This is a genomic window from Streptomyces sp. NPDC006259, from assembly GCF_042870975.1.
Classification (GTDB): Bacteria; Actinomycetota; Actinomycetes; order Streptomycetales; family Streptomycetaceae; genus Streptomyces.
In genome coordinates this window covers 246172-265097 of the sequence record NZ_JBIAHY010000003.1, presented here as the reverse complement: position 1 = coordinate 265097, position 18926 = coordinate 246172, and the positions used below count along the sequence as shown (strand labels likewise).

Annotated in this window: 14 protein-coding genes; 6 read left to right on the top strand and 8 right to left on the bottom strand. The window is 73.6% G+C overall.

What is annotated here, in order from left to right; all coding sequences use genetic code 11:
* Nucleotides 1-185: 185 nt before the first annotated feature.
* The 4 genes from ACFYO5_RS12625 to ACFYO5_RS12610 all read right to left on the bottom strand — a co-directional run bounded on the left by ACFYO5_RS12625 (nucleotide 186) and on the right by ACFYO5_RS12610 (nucleotide 4246).
* Complete coding sequence (locus ACFYO5_RS12625; RefSeq protein WP_356561418.1) at nucleotides 186-965, bottom strand: exodeoxyribonuclease III; 780 nt, start codon at nucleotides 963-965, stop codon at nucleotides 186-188.
* 38 nt (nucleotides 966-1003) lie between these two features.
* On the bottom strand, nucleotides 1004-1639 hold the full coding sequence (locus ACFYO5_RS12620) for an MBL fold metallo-hydrolase (protein WP_388709203.1): 636 nt from the start codon (nucleotides 1637-1639) through the stop codon (nucleotides 1004-1006).
* A gap of 67 nt (nucleotides 1640-1706) precedes the next feature.
* Nucleotides 1707-3008: a 4-carboxymuconolactone decarboxylase gene (pcaC, locus tag ACFYO5_RS12615; RefSeq protein WP_356561416.1), complete on the bottom strand. Its 1302-nt coding sequence runs from the start codon at nucleotides 3006-3008 to the stop codon at nucleotides 1707-1709.
* Between the two features lie 596 nt (nucleotides 3009-3604).
* The gene (locus ACFYO5_RS12610; protein WP_334556124.1) at nucleotides 3605-4246 is read right to left on the bottom strand and encodes a superoxide dismutase; all 642 of its coding nucleotides are present in this window, start codon (nucleotides 4244-4246) and stop codon (nucleotides 3605-3607) included.
* A 705-nt stretch (nucleotides 4247-4951) separates the two neighbouring features.
* On the opposite strand from ACFYO5_RS12610, the gene ACFYO5_RS12605 reads away from it, so the two are divergent.
* The 6 genes from ACFYO5_RS12605 to ACFYO5_RS12580 all read left to right on the top strand — a co-directional run bounded on the left by ACFYO5_RS12605 (nucleotide 4952) and on the right by ACFYO5_RS12580 (nucleotide 10912).
* Entirely contained in the window at nucleotides 4952-5521 is a 570-nt protein-coding gene (locus tag ACFYO5_RS12605) for a GNAT family N-acetyltransferase (protein WP_388707674.1), read from the top strand.
* 257 nt (nucleotides 5522-5778) lie between these two features.
* The gene (locus ACFYO5_RS12600) at nucleotides 5779-7368 is read left to right on the top strand and encodes an ABC transporter substrate-binding protein (protein WP_388707671.1); all 1590 of its coding nucleotides are present in this window, start codon (nucleotides 5779-5781) and stop codon (nucleotides 7366-7368) included.
* 26 nt (nucleotides 7369-7394) lie between these two features.
* Nucleotides 7395-8363 carry an ABC transporter permease gene (locus tag ACFYO5_RS12595; protein ID WP_388709201.1) on the top strand — a complete coding sequence of 323 codons (969 nt, stop codon included), beginning with the start codon at nucleotides 7395-7397 and terminating at the stop codon, nucleotides 8361-8363.
* Nucleotides 8364-8368: 5 nt separating this feature from the next.
* Nucleotides 8369-9265, top strand: a complete 897-nt coding sequence (locus tag ACFYO5_RS12590; RefSeq protein WP_388707669.1) for an ABC transporter permease — start codon at nucleotides 8369-8371, stop codon at nucleotides 9263-9265.
* Nucleotides 9262-10245, top strand: coding sequence for an ABC transporter ATP-binding protein (locus ACFYO5_RS12585; protein WP_388707666.1), 984 nt, complete (start codon nucleotides 9262-9264; stop codon nucleotides 10243-10245). The genes ACFYO5_RS12590 and ACFYO5_RS12585 overlap by 4 nt, the downstream gene beginning before the upstream one ends.
* Complete coding sequence (locus ACFYO5_RS12580) at nucleotides 10238-10912, top strand: ATP-binding cassette domain-containing protein (RefSeq protein WP_356561321.1); 675 nt, start codon at nucleotides 10238-10240, stop codon at nucleotides 10910-10912. Before ACFYO5_RS12585 ends, ACFYO5_RS12580 begins: the two co-directional genes overlap by 8 nt.
* 137 nt (nucleotides 10913-11049) lie before the next feature.
* On the opposite strand, the gene ACFYO5_RS12575 is transcribed toward ACFYO5_RS12580, so the two are convergent.
* From ACFYO5_RS12575 to ACFYO5_RS12560, 4 genes are all read right to left on the bottom strand, one after another.
* Complete coding sequence (locus tag ACFYO5_RS12575) at nucleotides 11050-11655, bottom strand: sigma-70 family RNA polymerase sigma factor (RefSeq protein WP_388707663.1); 606 nt, start codon at nucleotides 11653-11655, stop codon at nucleotides 11050-11052.
* A gap of 179 nt (nucleotides 11656-11834) precedes the next feature.
* Nucleotides 11835-12569 (bottom strand): hypothetical protein, encoded by a 735-nt coding sequence (locus tag ACFYO5_RS12570; RefSeq protein ID WP_388707660.1) that lies wholly within the window; start codon nucleotides 12567-12569, stop codon nucleotides 11835-11837.
* A gap of 1245 nt (nucleotides 12570-13814) precedes the next feature.
* Nucleotides 13815-16058 carry an SWIM zinc finger family protein gene (locus tag ACFYO5_RS12565; RefSeq protein ID WP_388707657.1) on the bottom strand — a complete coding sequence of 748 codons (2244 nt, stop codon included), beginning with the start codon at nucleotides 16056-16058 and terminating at the stop codon, nucleotides 13815-13817.
* Complete coding sequence (locus ACFYO5_RS12560; RefSeq protein ID WP_388707654.1) at nucleotides 16058-18889, bottom strand: DEAD/DEAH box helicase; 2832 nt, start codon at nucleotides 18887-18889, stop codon at nucleotides 16058-16060. The genes ACFYO5_RS12565 and ACFYO5_RS12560 overlap by 1 nt, the downstream gene beginning before the upstream one ends.
* Nucleotides 18890-18926: the final 37 nt, after the last annotated feature.

Sequence of the window (18926 nt, the reverse complement as noted above, 5' to 3'; positions counted from 1 at the left end):
AGCGTGACATTCACACCGGCGTGCGCACCACAGGCGCGCGGGCGGCCGCGACCGGCCGGACGGGCCTCCCCCGCCCTGCCGGCGATACGACCGGTACGCGGGGGTTTCGCCGCCGTCGCGGTGTCCGGCCGGGCCGTCACGGTCTCCGGCGGAGCGACCAGGTGCACGGGAGGGGTCCTCAAGGGCTACACGTCGAGGTCGACGACGACCGGGGCGTGGTCCGAGGCGCCCTTGCCCTTGCGCTCCTCCCGGTCGACGTAGGAGTCCTTCACGGCCTTGGCGAAGGGCGCGTTCCCGTAGACTAGGTCGATGCGCATGCCGCGGTTCTTGGGGAAGCAGAGCTGACGGTAGTCCCAGTACGTGAAGGGGTGCTCGTACTTCAGGGGGCGCGGGACGACGTCGGAGAGGCCGGCCGCGCGCAGGGAGGCGAGGGCGGCGCGCTCGGCGGCGGTGACATGCGTGGAGCCCTCGAAGGCGGCCACGTCGTGCACGTCGTCGTCGGTCGGCGCCACGTTGTAGTCGCCCAGGACGGCGAAGGGGCGGCTGCCCCCGGCGTCACCGGCGACGGCGGCCCTGAGCGCCTCGAACCACTGGAGCTTGTAGGCGTAGTGCGGGTGGCCCACCTCGCGGCCGTTCGGCACGTACACCGACCAGACGCGGACCGGGCCACAGGTCGCGGAGATCGCGCGGGGCTCGAGGGCGCCGTCGTACCCGGGATCGCCGGGCAGCCCCTTGACCACGTCCTCGATGCCGACTCGGGAGATCACCGCCACGCCGTTCCACCGTCCGGTGGCGTGGACCGCCGCCTCGTAGCCCAGCTCGCGCAGCTGGTCGAACGGGAACTGCGCCTCGGCGACCTTGGCCTCCTGGAGGCAGAGCACGTCGGTGCCGCTGCTCTCCAGCCAGGCGAGGAGCCTCGGCAGGCGGGCGGTGATCGAGTTCACGTTCCAGGTCGCGATGCGCATGACCGACAACCTACCCGGAGGGTCCGACAACACCCCGCTCAGATGTGGGCGGACGCCCCCGGGGCCAGCCGCTGGTGGTCCGCGCCGCCCAGATTGCCCAGGTGGGTGTCGTAGATCGGGCGGGCGAGGTCGGTGAGGAGGGCATCGTGGATGTCGTAGACCCGCCGCGGCTTCACCTCCCTGACGTACTCGATGACCTCGGCGATCTTGTTCCACGGGGCCTGGACCGGGGCGAGGAGGGTCTCCACCGGGTGGTCGGGGACGGTGAGGGCGTCACCGGGGTGGAAGACGCGGCCGCCGTCGACGAGGAAGCCGACGTTGGTGACGCGCGGCAGGTCCGGGTGGATCACGGCGTGCAGTTCGCCGTGGACCTGGACGTCGAAGCCCGCCACGGTGAACGCGTCCCCGTGTCCGACGGTGTGGACGCGGCCGGGGAAGGCGCTCGCGATCTTCTCCGCGACCGAGGCGAGAGTGAAGATCTCGGTGGCCGGGTCGGCCTCCAGGGCGGCCCGCAGCCGTTCCTCGCTGAAGTGGTCGGGGTGCTCGTGCGTGACGAGGACGGCGTCCGCGCCGAGCGCGGCGTCCGCCTCGGTGAACGCGCCCGGGTCGAGGACGAGGGTGCGGCCGTCCTTCTCCAGGCGGACACAGGCGTGCGACTTCTTCGTGAGCCTCATGGGGGTCGTGGGTGTCTCGGGGGTCGTGGGTGTCATCCGTCCATCGTGCCCCCGCCGGGCACGCGACTCACTCCGGGGGCGTGGTCTCCTCCCGGATGACCTGCTGCGCCACCCGGAACGCGCTGTTCGCGGCCGGCACGCCGCAGTAGACCGCCGCCTGGAGCAGCACTTCCTTGATCTCGTCCGGGGTGAGGCCGTTGCGCAGGGCGGCGCGGGTGTGGAAGGCCAGTTCGTCGAGGTGGCCGCCGGCCACCAGCGCGGTGAGCGTGACGCAGGAACGCGAGCGCCGGTCGAGGCCGGGACGGTCCCAGATCTCGCCCCAGGCGTACCGGGTGACCAGTTCCTGGAAGTCGCCCGAGAAGTCGTCGGCCTGGGCCAGCGCCCGGTCCACATGGGCGTCCCCGAGGACCTCGCGGCGCACCTTCAGCCCGGCGTCGTACGGGTCGGGGCGGCCCACGCCCTGCGGGGGCACCGCCACCGGGGCGGGCGCGATCTCGGCGACCGGGGCCGTCTGCGGGGGCCCGGTCGGCAGCTGCCTGAGGGAGACGCCGGGGACGGCGGTCTGGCCCGTGCTGTGCTCGTGGGCGGGCTGCCAGGCGGTGGAGAAGTGCCGCACCAGGAGGTCGGTGACGGCGGCGGGCTGCTCGACCGGCACCAGGTGGGAGGCGCCGGGGACGACGGCGAGGCGGGCGTCCGGGATGCCCGCGACCAGCGTGCGGGCCTCGGCCGGTCCGGTGACCTGGTCGTCGGAGCCGACGAGGACGAGCGTCGGCACGCCGACCATGCCGAGTTCGGGCCGCACGTCGAACGAGGCGAGCGCCTCACAGGCCGCGATGTAGCAGCCGGGGTCGGTGGTGCGGACCATCTGCACGGCCCACTCGGTGATCGCGGGCTGGGCGGCGGCGAAGCCGCTGGTGAACCAGCGGTCGGGCGAGGTGCGGGCGATGGGGTCGAGGCCGTTCGTGCGGACGATGACGCCTCTCTGCCGGAACTCGTCCGCCGTGCCGAACCGCGGCGAGGCCGCGATCAGCGCGAGGGAGGCGACCCGCTCCGGGTGACGGAGCGCCAGCTCCACACCGACCGCGCCGCCGAGCGCACAGCCCGCGTAGCCGAAGCGCTGCACACCGAGCGCGTCGAGCGTGGCGAGCAGCCGCTCGGCGAGGTCGCCGACGGAGCCGGCCGGATGGGCCGGGGCCCCACCGTGACCGGGCAGGTCGAACCGGAAGATCCGCCACTGCTGGGCCAGTTCGGGAACCTGCCGGTCCCACATGTGCCAGGTGGTGCCCAGTGAGGGACCGAGGATCAGGACAGGTGCGTCTTCTGGCCCGTCGAAGCGGTATTGCAGGGTGTTCATCGGTGTCTCACTCACCCGCCTGAGCCTCTCATCCGTCACCGTCGCCCCTCTAACGGGGGTCGTGGACACCGCCCTGACCAGGTTGGAGACCTCGCGGGCGGCATACCGGTTGAGGCATCGGATGGTCTCACGCCGATGACGGACAGCCGAGCGGCCCGCTGCGGGTTGCCCTTCCTCGACCCTCACACGGACGGTCTCGGGCCTCATCTCGCGTGTGAGGACGATCGTCAACAAGGGCAGGTGCTACCTCCGCCGCACCGACGACGTCCTCACCGGGCGGCTCCTGGGCGGGGACGGCGACCCCAACGCCGTCACCTGCGAGTGCCTTTACGCCGGCGGGAGTTCGAGTGCCCTGGCGTGGCGGACTGCCGGATCCGGGGCGCCGTCGTCCGCTCCCTCCGCACAAGGACCGGAGGGCGGGCGATCACCTGCTGGTGGCACCGGCTGTCCGACGCCCCCTGCGTCGAGGGGACGGCGAAGGGCTCCCGCGCGTCACGTCCTTGCGGGAGCCCTTCGTGGTGCCGCCTGCGAGTGAAGGTTGAGAAGACGATCACGAGCAGGACGTCTGTGCGGACGCGGTCACGGAGTCACAGCGTCACAGGGTGACGGCGTCACGGCGCGAGCAGCAGGCTGTCGCCGCGCTCCTTGGCGGCGGCGTAACGCCTGGCCACGTCCTGCCAGTTGACGACGGCCCACATGGCGTCGATGAAGTCGACCTTCTGGTTCTTGTACTGCAGGTAGAAGGCGTGCTCCCAGGCGTCGAAGACCAGGATGGGGGTCGAGCCCTGGCCGACGTTGCCCTGGTGGTCGTAGACCTGCTCGACGATCAGCCGGCCGCTGAGCGGCTCGTAGGCGAGGACGCCCCAGCCCGAACCCTGGGTGGTCGCGGCGGCCTTGGTCAGCTGCGCCTTGAAACCGGCGAACGAGCCGAAGGACTCGGTGATCGCGTCCGCGAGGTCGCCCACACCGTCCGCGGCCAGCGGTTCGCCGCCGCCGTCACCGGTCATGTTGTGCCAGTAGATCGAGTGCAGGATGTGCCCGGAGAGGTGGAAGGCCAGGTTCTTCTCCAGGCCGTTGATCGAGCCCCACTGCTCCTTGTCGCGGGCCTCCGCGAGCTGCTCCAGCGTGTCGTTCGCGCCCTTCACGTACGCGGCGTGGTGCTTGTCGTGGTGCAGCTCGACGATCTGCGGGTTGATGACCGGTTCGAGCGCCGCGTAGTCGTAGGGAAGCTCCGGGAGCGTGTAAACCGCCATGTCCAACGTCCTCCGACATAATTGCCACTGATGTGCAGTTGCACGCTAACAGCAAGAGAGGTCGGTCGCCGATCAATCGTTGATCCTAGGACCGCGGTCGCGTCGCACCGTCGGGCGCTCCGCGTCGCGGGCGGTGGCGCGTCCACTCGTCGCGGTATTCACCGGTTTCCCCCTTTCTCACCGTCAGGTCCGGTCGCGACGCCGGGCGCCCGTCGCGAGGGGAGGGCGTCGCACCGGACAACCCGTACGCAGTCCCGGGTGCACAACACCCCACTTCTTATTGCATACTTATTGCAATAGCTAGATGCATGCAGAGAGGGGCGGTCGCGTGGGGTCTCCGGTCGTGCTGGACATCTGGTCGTCCTGCCATGAGAGCGGCGCGGGGGCGAGGGCGGGCGAACGGCTGCCGGGCCCCGCGAGGGCGTCGGGCGTCGACGAGCACTCCCGTCGCGGTGGCGTGGTTCCGGGGATCTCCGCCCGCGTGCACGTCCACCCCGTACAGCCGGTGATCCGGCGCGCATCGGACGAGACGGGGCTGCGGCCGTGTGCGGAGTACGGCGCGTTGATCGCGGCCGTCGGGGACGCTCCCGACGTCCGGGCCGGGGCCGAACCAGCGCCACCGACCTTGCCGATCGACCCGTCGCCGCCCCTGGAGGACGCCGCCCCGCACCCAGCGTCGGCACCCACGGTCCGGGCGGCGGCCTGATGCCCACGGACATCCGCCTCTTCACAGGCGAGGACCTGCTGACGCACGCCGCCGCGCTGCGCTCCGTGTACGCCGACGCCTTCTGCGCCCCGCCCTGGAACGAGGACGAGAAGCAGGCGGACGAGTTCCTCGGACACCTCGCCGAGCACGTGCACCGGCCGGGCTTCACCGCCGCGCTCGCCCTGGCGGGCTCGGAAGTGGCCGGCTTCACCACGGCCTGGACCACCTCCACCCCCTTCCCCACGGACCGCTGCTACCCGCAGGCCGCCGCGGGTCTCGGCGCCGAGCGCACGCTGCGGTGGCTGTGCGGCGCCCGCGAGATCGACGAACTGGCCGTCCGCCCCGCCGCCAAGGGCACCGGCCTCGCCGCCGCACTCCTTCAGGCCGTCTCCGCCGACGCCCCCGAAGGCCGCAGTTGGCTGCTCACCTCGGTCCGGGCGCCCCGGGCCGTCACCTTCTACCGCCGCCAGGGCTGGACTCAGGTCACCCACCCCTCCCCGGAGAGCAACGGCATAGCCGTCTTCCTCGGCCCGCGTCATCCGGCCCGTACGACCGTCGCCCCGCCCTGATGACCGTCCGGGCGCTCCCCCGCACACCGGCGGGAACCGCCCCCGCCGGATGCTTGGCCGAGTGCCGCGACACCGTCGCCCGAACGCGGAACGAGCCGCACGGCTCGGCCTCCCGATCCGCGAACGCCGTACCGATGTGCCGCAGTCGCACGGCAGGGCCGCCGATAGGCGACGGACCGACCCGGGGTGGGCCCGAGCAGCCCTCCCCTCGCAAGAACATGCAACAACGAATCACCGGCAACAAGAGTGTGAGGATCATGACGACCCGTCGAACACGAAGTGCCGCGGTCGCGGCGGCGGTCGCGGTGACCGGGATCGCCGCCTGCTCCGCGCCCGGCAACGGTGGGAGCGACGGCAGGGCCGCCGACTCCGTCGTGATCGGGGTCGCCTCCGAGCCGGACACCCTCAGCCCGTTGCTCGGCTACGGCAAGGACGGCAACTCCAAGATCTTCGACGGCCTGCTCGCCCGGGACGCCGATCTGAAACTCGGACCCGCCCTCGCCAAGGCACTGCCCGAGGTCGGCGCCGACGGACTCACCTACACGTACACCCTGCGCGACGGGGTGAAGTTCAGCGACGGCGAACCGCTGACGGCCGCCGACGTGGTCTTCACCTACCGGACCGTCCTCGACGCGAAGACCAACAACACCGCGAGAAGCGAGCTGGACGCGGTCAAGGACGTCAAGGCGAGCGGTGACGACAAGGTCGTCTTCACACTGAAGTACCCGTACGCGCCCTTCGCCGGGCGCACCGTGCTGCCCATCGTCCCCGAGCACATAGCCGGCAAGCAGGACCCCAACACCGGCTCCTTCAACACCGAGCCGGTCGGCACCGGCCCGTACGTCCTCGCCGACTGGCGCAAGGGCGAGAAGCTCACCTTCAAGGCCAACCCCGACTACTGGGGCGGCGCGCCCAAGGTGAAGGCGTTCACCATGGCGGTCATCGCGGACGACAACGTGCGCGCCACCCGGCTGCGCTCCGGCGACCTCGACGGCGCGGTCCTCCCGCCCAACCTCGCCGCCACCTTCGAGAACGAGGACGGCAGGCGGACGTACGAAGCGAAGTCCAACGACTTCCGGACCGTCACCCTCCCCACGGAGAACGAGGTCACCGGCGATCGCGCGGTGCGGCAGGCGCTGGACGCCGCCATGGACCGCGAGGCCATGGTCGACAGGATCCTCGACGGCGCGGGCCGGCCGGCCTACGGGCCGCTGCCCACCGACGACCCCTGGTTCGCCCCGGACATCGAGCGCTCCCAGGACCTTGCCAAGGCCGAGCGAATCCTGGACGAGGCGGGCTGGAAGCCGGGCGAGGGCGGCATCCGCGCCAAGAACGGCCGACGCGCCGCGTTCACCCTGCTCTACCCCTCCGGCGACAAGGTCCGCCAGGACCACGCCCTCGCCTACGCCTCCGACGCCAAGAAGGCCGGCATCGACGTGACCGTGGAGAGCGCCACCTGGGAGGTCATCGAGCCCCGGATGAAGAACGACGCGGTCCTCGCCGGCTTCGGCAGCACCGGCGACCCCGACTTCGGCCTCTACACCCTGCTGCACTCCTCCCTCGCCGGCGACGGCTTCAACAACATGGGCCGCTACGACAACCCGGCGGTGGACCAGGCGCTCGACACCGGCCGCCGCAGCCAGGACCCCGCCGTACGCGAGGCCGCCTACGACACGCTCCAGCACGAACTCGTGAAGAACCCCGGATACACCTTCCTCACCCACATCGACCACCTCTACGTGCTCGCCGACCGCTGGGACGGGCTGACCACGCAGCGCGAACCGCACGAGCACGGCTTCGCCAGCGGGCCCTGGTGGAACATCGAGGACTGGCAGCCGAGGAGATGACCATTCCGTCCCTGCCCTGGGGGGCGATGGCACGCCTGGCGGGGCGGCGGGCCCTGTTCGCCGTCCCCGTCCTCCTCGTCGTCACGTTCGGTGTCTTCGCGATCGCCGCCGCCTCCCCCTTCGACCCGGTCAAGGCATACGCCGGCACGGCCGCGCTCGGCGCCGACCAGGAGACCCTCGACCGGCTGCGGGAGAACCTCGGCGTGGACCAGTCCTTCGCCGTGCGGTGGTGGCGATGGCTGACCTCCGCACTCTCCGGGGACCTCGGCCAGTCCAGCGTCATGCGGCAGCCGGTGGCCCAGGTCATCGGCGAACGCCTGGTGTGGTCCTCGCTGCTGTGTGCCGTCGCGTTCGCCGTCGCCGTGCTGACGGGCACGCTGCTGGGGGTGCTCGCGGCACGCCGCCCCGGATCGTGGCTCGACCGGATCGTCACCTCGCTCGCCTACTCCCTGGAAGCGGCACCGGTGTTCTGGGTAGCGCTGCTCGCCGTATGGCTGTTCGCCCTCCGACTGGGCGTGCTCCCGGCAGGGGGTCTGACGGACACGGCCAGCGAACAGGTCACGTTCGGGCAGGTCGCCGGCCACCTCGTGCTGCCTGCCGGTGTGCTCGCCGTCTCCCAACTCCCCTGGTTCACCCTGTACGTACGGCAGGGAGTCGGCGACGCGCTGGCGGAGGACCCGGTGCGCGGTGCCCGCGCCCGGGGCCTGGGCGAACGCACCGTCCTGCTCGGACACGCCCTGCGCTCCGGACTGCTGCCGGTCCTGACCCTGATCGGCTCCCGCGTCCCCGAACTCATCACCGGCGCCCTGCTCGTGGAAAGCGTGTTCAGCTGGCCGGGCATCGCCGCGGCCACCGTCGAAGCGGCCACCGCCGTCGACTTCCCCCTGCTCGCCGCCCTGACCACCTTCGCCACCGCCGCCGTCCTCGCCGGCAACCTGCTCGCGGACCTGCTCTACGGACTGTTCGACCCGAGGGTGAAACACAGTGACATGTGACTCCGATGACTGAGGCCGCGGTGGAGACCGAGCCGCGTCCCGAGACGCGATGGCGGTCACCGGGTACGGGCCGCCGCTCCTCCCGCACCCTGCGCGTACGCACCTCCGCCGTACTGATGACCGCGACCGTCCTCGCCGTGCTCCTCGTACCGCCGCTGGTCCAACTCGACCAGCAGGCGATCGACCTGGCCGCCAAGCTGCGACCGCCCTCCTGGGCCCACCCGTTCGGCACCGACGACGTCGGCCGGGACCTGCTGCTGCGCTGCGTGTACGGCCTGCGGGTCTCCCTGCTGGTGGGTGCGGCGGCGGCGCTGACCGCGACCGTGATCGGCACCGCGGTCGGGGCCACCGCCGGTGCCCTGGGCGGCTGGGCCGACCGCGGCATCATGCGGCTGGTCGACACGGTCTCGTCCGTCCCCCACCTGCTGCTCGGCATCTTCGTCGTCGCCATGTTCCGGCCGGGCGTCTGGCCGGTGGTGATTTCGGTCGCGCTCACCCACTGGCTCTCGACCGCGCGGATCGTCCGGGCCGAGGTCCTGTCCCTGCGCTCGCGCCCCTACATCGACGCGGCCGTCTCCGGAGGCGCCTCCCGGTGGCGGGTGGCGGTACGGCACCTGCTGCCCGGCGTGCTGCCCCAGGCCGCGCTCGCCGCCGTGCTGATGGTGCCGCACGCCATGTGGCACGAGTCGGCCCTGTCCTTCCTCGGACTCGGGCTGCCCACCCACACGGCGAGCCTCGGCACCCTCATCCAGAGCGCACGCGGTTCGCTGCTCGCCGGGCAGTGGTGGCCGACCCTCTTCCCCGGCCTCTTCATCATCGTCCCCACCCTCGCCATCGCCGGCCTCGCCGGAGCCTGGCGCGAGCGGCTCAACCCCCGCCGCCGATCGGAGCTGATGCTGTGACCGAGCAACGTCCCGTTCTGTCGGTACGCGGGCTGTCGGTGCGCTTCCTCATGGCCGACGGGCGCCGCATCGCCGCCGTCACCGACGCGCACTTCGACGTGGCGGCCGGCGAATGCCTGGCCCTGATCGGCGAGAGCGGCTGCGGCAAGTCCGTCCTCGCCTCCGCCCTCCTCGGCCTGCTCCCCGCCAACGCGCAGACCGCCGGCCACGCCCACCTCGGCGACCTCGACCTGCTCTCCGCCGACGAACGGACCCTCGCCCGCACGGTCCGGGGCCGCCGGATCGGGCTCATACCGCAGAGCCCGGCGGCCCATCTCACCCCCGTCCGCACCATCCGCTCCCAACTGGAGGAGACGGTCGCCCAGTTGGCCGGCGTCCGGGGGCGCGCCGCCGTCCGCGCCGCCGCACAGGCCGCCGCCGAGCGCGCCGCCTTCCCCGTGGACCATCTCGACCGCCACCCGCACCAGCTCTCCGGCGGCCTCGCCCAGCGCGCCGCCACCGCCCTGGCCCTCGTCGGCGACGCACCCCTGCTCCTCGCCGACGAGCCGACCACCGGGCTCGACCGGGATCTGGTGGACCGCACGGTCGACGAACTACGCCGCCATGTCGACGGCCCCGACGCCGACGGCGGAACCGGCCGGGCCCTCCTGGTGATCACCCACGACCTGGCCGCGGCCGAGCGCATCGCCGACCGGGTCGCCGTCATGTACGCGGGCCGCATCGTCGAACTGGCCGAAGCCACCCCGTTCTTCGGCGCCCCCGGCCCCCGCCACCCCTACAGCCGCGGTCTCCTGCGGGCGCTGCCCGAGCGCGCCTTCGCCCCCATCCCCGGCCTGCCCCCGGAACTCGGCGACCTCCCGGACGGCTGCGCCTTCGCCGCCCGCTGCGACCTGGCCACCCACGCGTGCGCCGCACTGCCGCCGGTGACCGGTACGGTCGCCTGCCACCACCCGCACGTCCCGGAGGACATCCGTGTTTGACCTGCGCGGCATCACCGCCGGCTACGACAGGAACGCCCCCGTCGTACGCGACTTCTCGCTGACCGTCGACCAGGGCGAAGCCGTGGGCCTGCTCGGCCCCAGCGGCTGCGGCAAGTCCACCCTCGCCCGGGTCGCCGCCCTGCTGCACCGCCCCGACTCCGGAACCCTGTTCCTCGACGGCGAACCCGTACGCCGCTGGCGCCACCGCGCCCCGCGCGAACTGCGTACCGCCTTCGGTGTGGTCTTCCAGCAACCCCGGCTCTCCGCGGACCCCCGGCTGCGACTCACCGACCTGATCGCCGAACCGCTGCGCGCCACCGGCCGCCGCGAGGAGATACCCGTACGAGTCCCCGAGCTGGCCGCGGCCGTCGGCCTGACCCCCGAGCTGTTGGGCCGACGCCCCCACGAGGTCAGCGACGGACAACTCCAACGCGCCTGCCTCGCCCGCGCCCTCGTGCTCCGCCCGCGCTGGCTGATCTGTGACGAGATGACCGCGATGCTCGACGCCTCGACCACCGCCGCGCTGGTCGCGGTCGTCGAGGAGTATCGCGGTACCACCGGGGCCGGCCTGCTCGCCGTCGGCCACGACCACGTACTCCTGCGCCGCTGGTGCGACCGCACGGTCCACTGGGAGTCGCGCAATGGTGGACGAGTCGCGGAACGGTGAACGAGTCACTGCCCACCGGTGTGCTCGAGGTGGGGGCCGAGGCGGTCGTGCGGGTCCGTTCCGTCCGTGAGGAGGTGGAGCGGACCAGGTCGCTGCCGCCCGGACGGCGAACCGGGCGGCAGCACGGGTGCGGCCGGTCAGGCCGCGACGGGCGCCGCGGTGCGGCGCTCGGCCTCGTCCAGCCACTCGATCAGCGAGGTGCGGGCGCGGGCGACCCGTGAGCGCACCGTGCCCACCGGGCAGTCGCTGACACCGGCCGCCTCGGCGTAGGGAAGTCCGACCAACTGGGTGAGGACGAAGGCTTGGCGGCGGTCGTCCGGGAGCGCGTCCAGCAGCTCGGCGAGGGCGACGCCGTCGTCGAAGCCGGGCAGGTCGCGCGACTGGGTGCGTTCGGCGGCGCCCTGCCAGTCGTCGGTGTCCGACAGACGGGGCCGGGAGGAGCTGTAGCGGATGCTGTCGATCACCGCGCGGCGGGCGATGGACAGCAGCCAGGTGCGGGCCGAGGAACGGCCTTCGAACCGGTGCAGGCTGCCCAGGGCCCGCAGGAACGTGTCCTGGGTCAGGTCCTCGGCGCTCTGGGGGTCGGCGCCGAGGAAGGTCACGTAGCGGCGGACGTCTCGGTGCAGGGCGCGGACGAAGAGATCGACGGCGTGGGGGTCGCCGCTGCGGGCGGCGAGTGCCCAGGCCGTGATCGACTCGTCCTTCGATGTGTCGCGCGTCGAGGACAGGACAGGAGTGAGCACCTGGTGGCTCTCCTTCTCGGGGATCCGGTAGCCGGGCCGGCGCGCGCGGACGAGCGAGCGGTACGGCGGGAACCGGTGAAGGGGTGAAGGGGTGGAGGTGAACGGCCGTGCGCGCAGGGGCGCGGCCGATGCCCGAGGCGGGGAGCCGACGGCTCCGTGCCTGGGGAGACCGGCTGTCGTCAGGCGACAGCGGTCCCCGCGGGCGGTCCCCGAGAAGTGATCGCGTGGGTGAGGAGGATCTGCCGCAGCGCGCGTTGCGACCGGCCCCGGCGGGCGCCTGCGCGCGGGCGGTGCGGCGGCGCGGGCAGCCGCAGCGGCAGCCGCAGCGGTGCGACGAGCCAGCCGGCAAGAGCCCGCAGGATGCGGAAGGCGGCACGTTCTCCGTACGCGAGCCACAGCCCGCACACCAGGGCGGCGAGCAGGTGAGCGGCGAGCATGCCGGTCGAGGACATGCCGCCCATGGCGTGGTCCAGGGAGTGCGCCGTCCCCGTGTGGTCCATCGACCCCATGGAGTGCATGGCACCCGTCCCGTGGTCCATGGAGGCCATGGACGTCGACATGGCGTCATGCCGCGCGACCGGTCCCGAGGGCGAACCGCACAGCAGGTAGCCCAGCCACTGCTGGACGAGCGGCCTGCCGCCGGGCGACCGCGGGTGCACGGCCGCCTGGGCGAGCGCGAACGACGAGTGGAGGACGGCCTGTGCGCCGACCGTGACGGAGCCGACCAGGACCGGCCCGCGCTCCCTGCCGGCCAGCCGCCAGGCCGTGCCGCCGGTCACCACCGCCCCCAAGGCCATGGCCCACCAGGGCACCGGGGTCCCGGACATCATGACGTGGCCCAGGGAGGTGAGCAGCACGCAGACGGCCGCGAACACCGCGGCCCTAAGCGTGCGAGAACACCACCCAGCAGTCATGGCGCCTCATCTTCGCAGTGCGGGTCTCACGCGTCACGGGAGGGTACGGAAACGCCCGTTCGCGGTGCTTGCGCCGTCCAAGGCCGCACGCGTCCAGATGTGCGGGACACGCGCGCACGTCCGTGCCGTGCATATGAGGCTCCTGCGTCACCGCTGAACGCCGGGCCTGTGCCCGTCCCGTGCGGCGGCGGGGCCGGGGACGGCGTCGGCGGCGCCTGGGACGGGGACGGCGTCGGGGACGGGCACGAGGACGGGACTGACGGTAATTGCCCGACCAGGCGGAAGACCTCACGAGCCGTATGGCGCTCGACGCAACTGACCTTTCCACTCAGGGACTTACGCTCCCTGGTCCGGCCCTCGTCCTGGTCCTCGGTGCGCGGGGCGACGGCGTAGGCGCGGTTCGAGGTGGCGCTCGTGGCGGACTCGGCCACAACCACCGTCTCGGGCACGGCGGTTCGGCCTCGCCGACGCGGCGAACGGTAGGACACGGGAGCACACCGCCGGTTTCGTCGGCGAACCCTCGGGCACGCGGACAGCCATGGCATCAGGCGGGGCGGGCCGGCACTGCCTCACCGACGTCCAGGGCAGCGTCATCGGCCTCGTCGACGCCCGGCCCGACCTCTCCGGCACGTGGGCGACCTTTGCGCCTCGCCGCCGGAGACGGCGTCATGCGACCGCCTTGTGACCGGCTGAGGAGAAGCAGATGTCGCTACCGCTTGCTCGTTCCGGCGCCGCGGTCGGGGGCGGCGTCGGAGTCACCGTGGCCATCATCGTCATCGGGCTCCTCCTCTTCGCGATCGTCACTCTGCGGCGCCGCGGGAGAGGCGGGAAGTAACAGTCGTCCGTCTGCGGAGTGGGAACCACGCAGTCATAGACGCTTGGCGTGGGACAGTCCGGGAGGGTCCGCGAAACCGGGGCGTCTCCCTCACGTGTCGAGCGCCCCGTCGGCCACGCGGCAGAAGCTGCGAGTCGGCGATCGCCGCCCGTCGGACGCTTGGACCGGCGGTACCGGACGAGATCACGGCCCCGCCTCGGTGTCGGCGCCCGGGCCGGCCCCTCCCCGAGGTCCCGCAGCGGCGCGGCCGCGTTGTGCTCACCGGGGTGTGACCCTGTCGCCACCCGTCACCCGTCACCCGTGAGCCGGTGCCGGGCGGTCCGATGTCGCCGGCGTCAGCGTCACCACCCGGGACAGGGACGACCCGACAACCCAACGCGCCGTCGGCGGCCACCTGTCGGGGCGGTGGCTCACAGGTCGTCGGCTGAGCCGCCCAGGCCCGTCAGGGCGCCCACCGGGTCGATGTCGGGGGTGCCGCGCGGCCACCAGTCGTCCTGGCCGGGCTCCGATTCGTACGGATACCACAAGCCGTCACGGCCGTAGCGGAGCTGCACGTGCCCGCGGGGGTGCGTGAGGTGGTTGCGCCAGGGACGGAAGGCGGGGAGGTCGGCGGCGCGCAGCAGGGGGCGGGCCCGGTCGAAGCGGCCGGCGGGCGGGTCCCAGAGGTCCTCCAGCACGGCGAGTCCGTCCGGGCCGCCCTGCCGCCAGGCGGCGACCGCGCGGGCCAGCTCGGCCGGCGTACGGCCGACGGCGGCGGCCAGAGAGGCGTACAGGGAGCGGCTGGTGGCCGTCAGCCCGGAGCCGGGGCGGGCCGCGGCGAGCCGTACGGCGTCCTGCCAGAGGGTCAGCGCGCCGATCTCGTCGTGGCCCGTGGTGAGCAGGGCGTGGGCGCGGGCGGCCGCGTCGGTGGCGAGCTGGTCGAGGGCGAAGGAGTCCGGGCCGTTCGGCACGGCGGGGTAGGCGGGCGGCTGTTCGGGGTGCGGCGGCGGGGGCAGGGGCGCGGGCAGCGGCGGGAGTCGGCGGGGCGTGAGGGCGTCGGTGGCCCGGACGCCGGGTACGGGATCCGGTTCCTGCTCCTGGGCGGCGCGGGCCGCCCGTGCGGCGTTGCGGCGGGACAGCGCGTCGAGGAGTTCGCGTTCGCCCCGGCCGCGCAGCAGGAGCAGGACGAACGGGTCGGCGTCGAGAAGCCGCGCCGTCTGGTAGCAGAGGGCGGCGGCGTGCTTGCAGGGATGCCCGTGGTCGGGGCAGCTGCACTGGGGGGCGAGGTCGCCTGGGCCGGGCAGCAGCGGCACGCCGCAGTCGGCGAGGGACTCCGGCATCTCCTTGTCGAGCAGCGCGGCGATGTGCGCCGGCCGCTCGACGGCCGCGTCCAGGAACCGCTCCCAGTCCTCGTCACCGAGGGTGCGCAGACGCACCTGGACGCGGTAGGGACGGGCTCGGCTGCCCTTCACGTACGCCAGGACCAGGCCGGGCGTGACCGTGATGGCGTCCACGTGCCCCCGCTCGGCGTAGCCCCGGCCGCGCGCGAGCCGCTTGGCGTCCAGAGCGCCCTCCTCCAGCGCGGTGATCCAGGCGTTGCCCCACCAGGTCGCGGCGAAGCCGCCGACCTCGTCGGCGGGCCCGGCCGGGGAGGCGGGGAAGGCGGGGAAGGTACGCCGGTGATCGCCGTCTCGGGTGGGGGCGGCCATGGAGCGCGAGGTGGGTGCGGGTTCGGGTGCGGGGCGGAGGGCGGGCGCGGGTTCGGGTTCGGGTTCGGGTTCGGGTTCGGGTTCGGGTTCGGGTTCGGGTTCGGGTTCGGGTTCGGGTTCGGGTTGCGAGCGGAGTCCGGGTGCGGGGTCGGGTTGGGGGCCGGATCCGGGTGAAGGGTCGGAGTCGGGTGAAGGGTCCGATTCAGGTTCGGGTGTCAGGGAGGGCGCACTCGCCTCCGGGTCGGCCGGGTCGACGGCACTGACGTCCGCCGCGGTGTTCGCAAGGCCCGCGGTGTTCGCAAGGCCCGCGGTGTTCGCAGGGTCCGCGGTGTTCGCAAGGCCCGCGGTGTTCGCAGGGTCCGCGGTGTCGATCTCCGGTGGCATCCGGAAGGCGCCCGCGAGGAAGGTACGGACCTCACGCACGCGCGCGTCGGCTCCACGGTCGCCCGGCCGGCCGACGCCGCCGGACGCGGCGGGGCGCGGTGTCCGACGCGCGCTCGCCCCATCCGTCGACGCCGCCGTCTCCGGCGGGGCCTGCCGCGCCTGTGCGCGGGCGGCGCGCAGGGCCTCACGGGCCCTGTCACCGGGCCGCGCGCCCGAATTCCCCAGTGGCTCGCGCCGTACCGGAGGTACGTCCCTCTCCTGGGGTACCTCGGCGTCCGTGGACGCGTCGGTGCGCGGCACCACGTCGGCGTGCGGAGGTACGTCGGTCCGCGGGGTGTCCTCATGGGTCCGAGGCGCCTCGGCGGCACGCCGCAGGGCCGCGCGGACCGCGTCACCCGGGCGGGCGGAGCTGCCTTCGGGCTGCCGCGCCCCCGGCTTCGGAGTCTCCTCGCGAGACTGGTCGGCGGGACTCTCCGAAGATTCGGTGGGTGCCGGTGCCGCCTCCTCCGACCGCTCCCGTGCGGCCCGCAGGGCGCGGCGGACCGCCTCGGCCGGGCTGCTCCCCTGCTCCTCCGCACCCATCACGCCTCCCTCCGCAGCCTGACGAGGTCGGACAGTTCACGGTCCGTCAACTCGGTGAGGGCGGACTCGCCGGAGCCGAGGATCGCGTCGGCGAGGGCACGCTTGACCTGGAGCATCTCGGCGATGCGGTCCTCGATCGTGCCCTCGGTGACGAGGCGGTGGACCTGGACGGGCTGGGTCTGGCCGATGCGGTAGGCGCGGTCGGTGGCCTGTTCCTCCACGGCCGGGTTCCACCAGCGGTCGAAGTGGACGACGTGACCCGCGCGGGTGAGGTTCAGGCCGGTCCCGGCCGCCTTCAGGGACAGCACCAGGACCGGGGTGGCGCCGTCCTGGAAGCGGTCCACCATTCGCTCGCGCTCGGGCACCGGTGTGCCGCCGTGGAGGAGCTCCACCGGGATCGCGCGGCCGGCCAGGTGGGCGGTGATCAGCCGGGCCATGCCGACGTACTGGGTGAAGACGAGGGCCGAGCGGTCCTCGGCCAGCAGGGTGTCCAACAGCTCGTCCAGCAGGGCGAGTTTGCCGGACCGGGCGGCCAGGGCGTCGCCCGTGGCGGGGGCCTGCTCCTTGAGGTACAGCGCCGGGTGGTCGCAGATCTGCTTGAGCGCGCCGAGTAGCTTGAGGACCAGGCCTCGGCGGGCGATGCCGTTCGCCGTTTCGATGACGTGCAGGGACTCGCGCACCACCGCCTCGTACAGCGAGGCCTGTTCGCGGGTGAGCGGGACGGGGTGGTCGGTCTCCGTCTTGGGCGGCAGTTCGGGGACGATGCCGGGGTCGGACTTCTTGCGCCGCAGCAGGAAGGGGCGGACCAGGCGGGCGAGGCGCTCGACGGCCTCCTCGTCCTCGCCGTTCTCCACCGCGCGCGCGTGGCGGGCCCGGAAGGCCTTCAGGGGGCCGAGCAGGCCCGGTGTCGTCCAGTCCAGGAGGGCCCACAGCTCGGAGAGGTTGTTCTCGACGGGGGTGCCGGTGAGGGCCACGCGCGCGGGGGCGGGGATGGTGCGCAGGGCCTTCGCGGTGGCCGAGAAGGGGTTCTTGACGTGCTGGGCCTCGTCGGCGACGACCATGCCCCACGGCTGCTGGGCCAGGGTGGTGGCGGCCGAGCGCATGGTGCCGTAGGTGGTGAGGACGAAGCCGCCGGTGAGGTCGTCCAGGGTGCGGTCGGCGCCGTGGAAGCGGCGGACGGGGACGCCGGGGGCGAAACGGGTGATCTCCCGCTGCCAGTTGCCGAGGAGGGAGGCGGGGCACACCACCAGGGTCGGTTCGGGGCGGGCCCGGCGCAGGTGGAGGGCGATGAGGGTGACCGTCTTGCCGAGCCCCATGTCGTCGGCGAGACAGCCGCCGAGGCCGAGGGAGGTCATGAGGTCGAGCCAGGCCAGACCGCGCAGCTGGTAGTCGCGGAGGGTGGCGTCGAGGCCGGCGGGCGGCTCGGCGGGGCCGATGCCGGCGGTGAGGCGGTCGCGCAGGGTGGCGAGCGCGCCGACGGGTACCGCTTCGACGCTCTCGCCGTCGACCTCGGCGGTGCCGGTGAGGGCGACGGACAGGGCGTCCACCGGGTCCAGCAGGCCCAGTTCGCGTTTGCGCGCCTTGCGGACGAGGGCGGGGTCGACGAGGACCCACTGGTCGCGGAGCCGGACCACGGGGCGGTGGGCCTCGGCGAGGGTGTCCATCTCGGCCTCGCTGAGGGGGTCGCCGCCGAGCGCCAGCTGCCAGCGGAACTGGAGGAGGTCCTCGCTCTCGAAGAAGCCGGTGCCGTCGGTGGCGGAGCCCGGCGCGGGCCGTACCACCGCGGCCGCGCTGAGATCCTGGGCGAGGTCGCGCGGCCAGTGCACGGCGACCCCGGCCGCCGCGAGGCGGGTCGCGGCCACGCCGAGGAGGTCGCTCAGCTCGTCCTCGGACAGGGCCAGGACGTCGGGGGCGTCCTGGTCGGCGAGGCGGGCGAGGGGCGCCCAGACACGGGCGGCGCGCCGGACCGCGAGGGCGGCGTCCACGCGCGCGCGTGCGCCGAAGGCGGCGTCGGCCCGGCCCGCCCACAGGGCAGCCGCGTCGGTGACGAGGGTCGGGTCGGCGAGGCTGTGCACCTGGACGACGGCGGCTCCGGCGCGGCGGGCTCCCTCGCCGTCATCGAACAGGTCGTACGCCGACAGGTCGAGGCGCAGCGAGATCCGCACGCCCGCGTCCATGCCCGCGGCGACCTCGGCGGCCCAGTCCTGGGCGCCGGGCAGGCGCTGCGGCCTGCGGTCGGCGAAGGGCCTCCCGGACGCGTGCGGCGCGGCGGGGGTGCGGGGCAGGGTGTCGGCGACGGCGTCCAGGAAGGAGCGCATCAGCGACTCCGGCTGCGGCAGCCGGAGCGGGCCGGGGCCGGGCAGCGGGACGGCGTGGCCCTCGTACGGCAGGGCGGCGGCGACGGCGCGCAGGTGGGCGATGTCCTCCGGTTCGAGCGGGCCGGCCCGCCAGGCGTCGTGGCCGGACGGGGTGAGGCCGGGCAGCAGCCGGCCGCGGGCGGCGAGCCGCAGCGCGTGCAGGGCGGCGGCGCCCCAGCAGGCGGTCGCGGGGTGGGCGGCGGGGTCGCGGCGGGCGCGCACCAGCAGCGGCAGGGCCGCCTCGACGGTCAGGGAGAGCGCGGGGGCCTGCCGGCGCCGCACCGAGGCCCCGTGGCGGCGGACCACGGTCAGCTCGGTACGGTCGCCGTGCGCCGGTTCGGGCAGCGGGCCGTCGTCCGGGTCCCAGAAGGCGATCCGGCCCTCGCGCGGCAGCGGCGCGGGCAGGAAGACGGCGGCCAGGCGCGCGCCGATCGGTTCCGCCGGATGCCCGGCGATCGCGGTCGTGGCGCTCATGCGCGATGTCCACCTCCCTCCCGTGTGTCGGATCAGT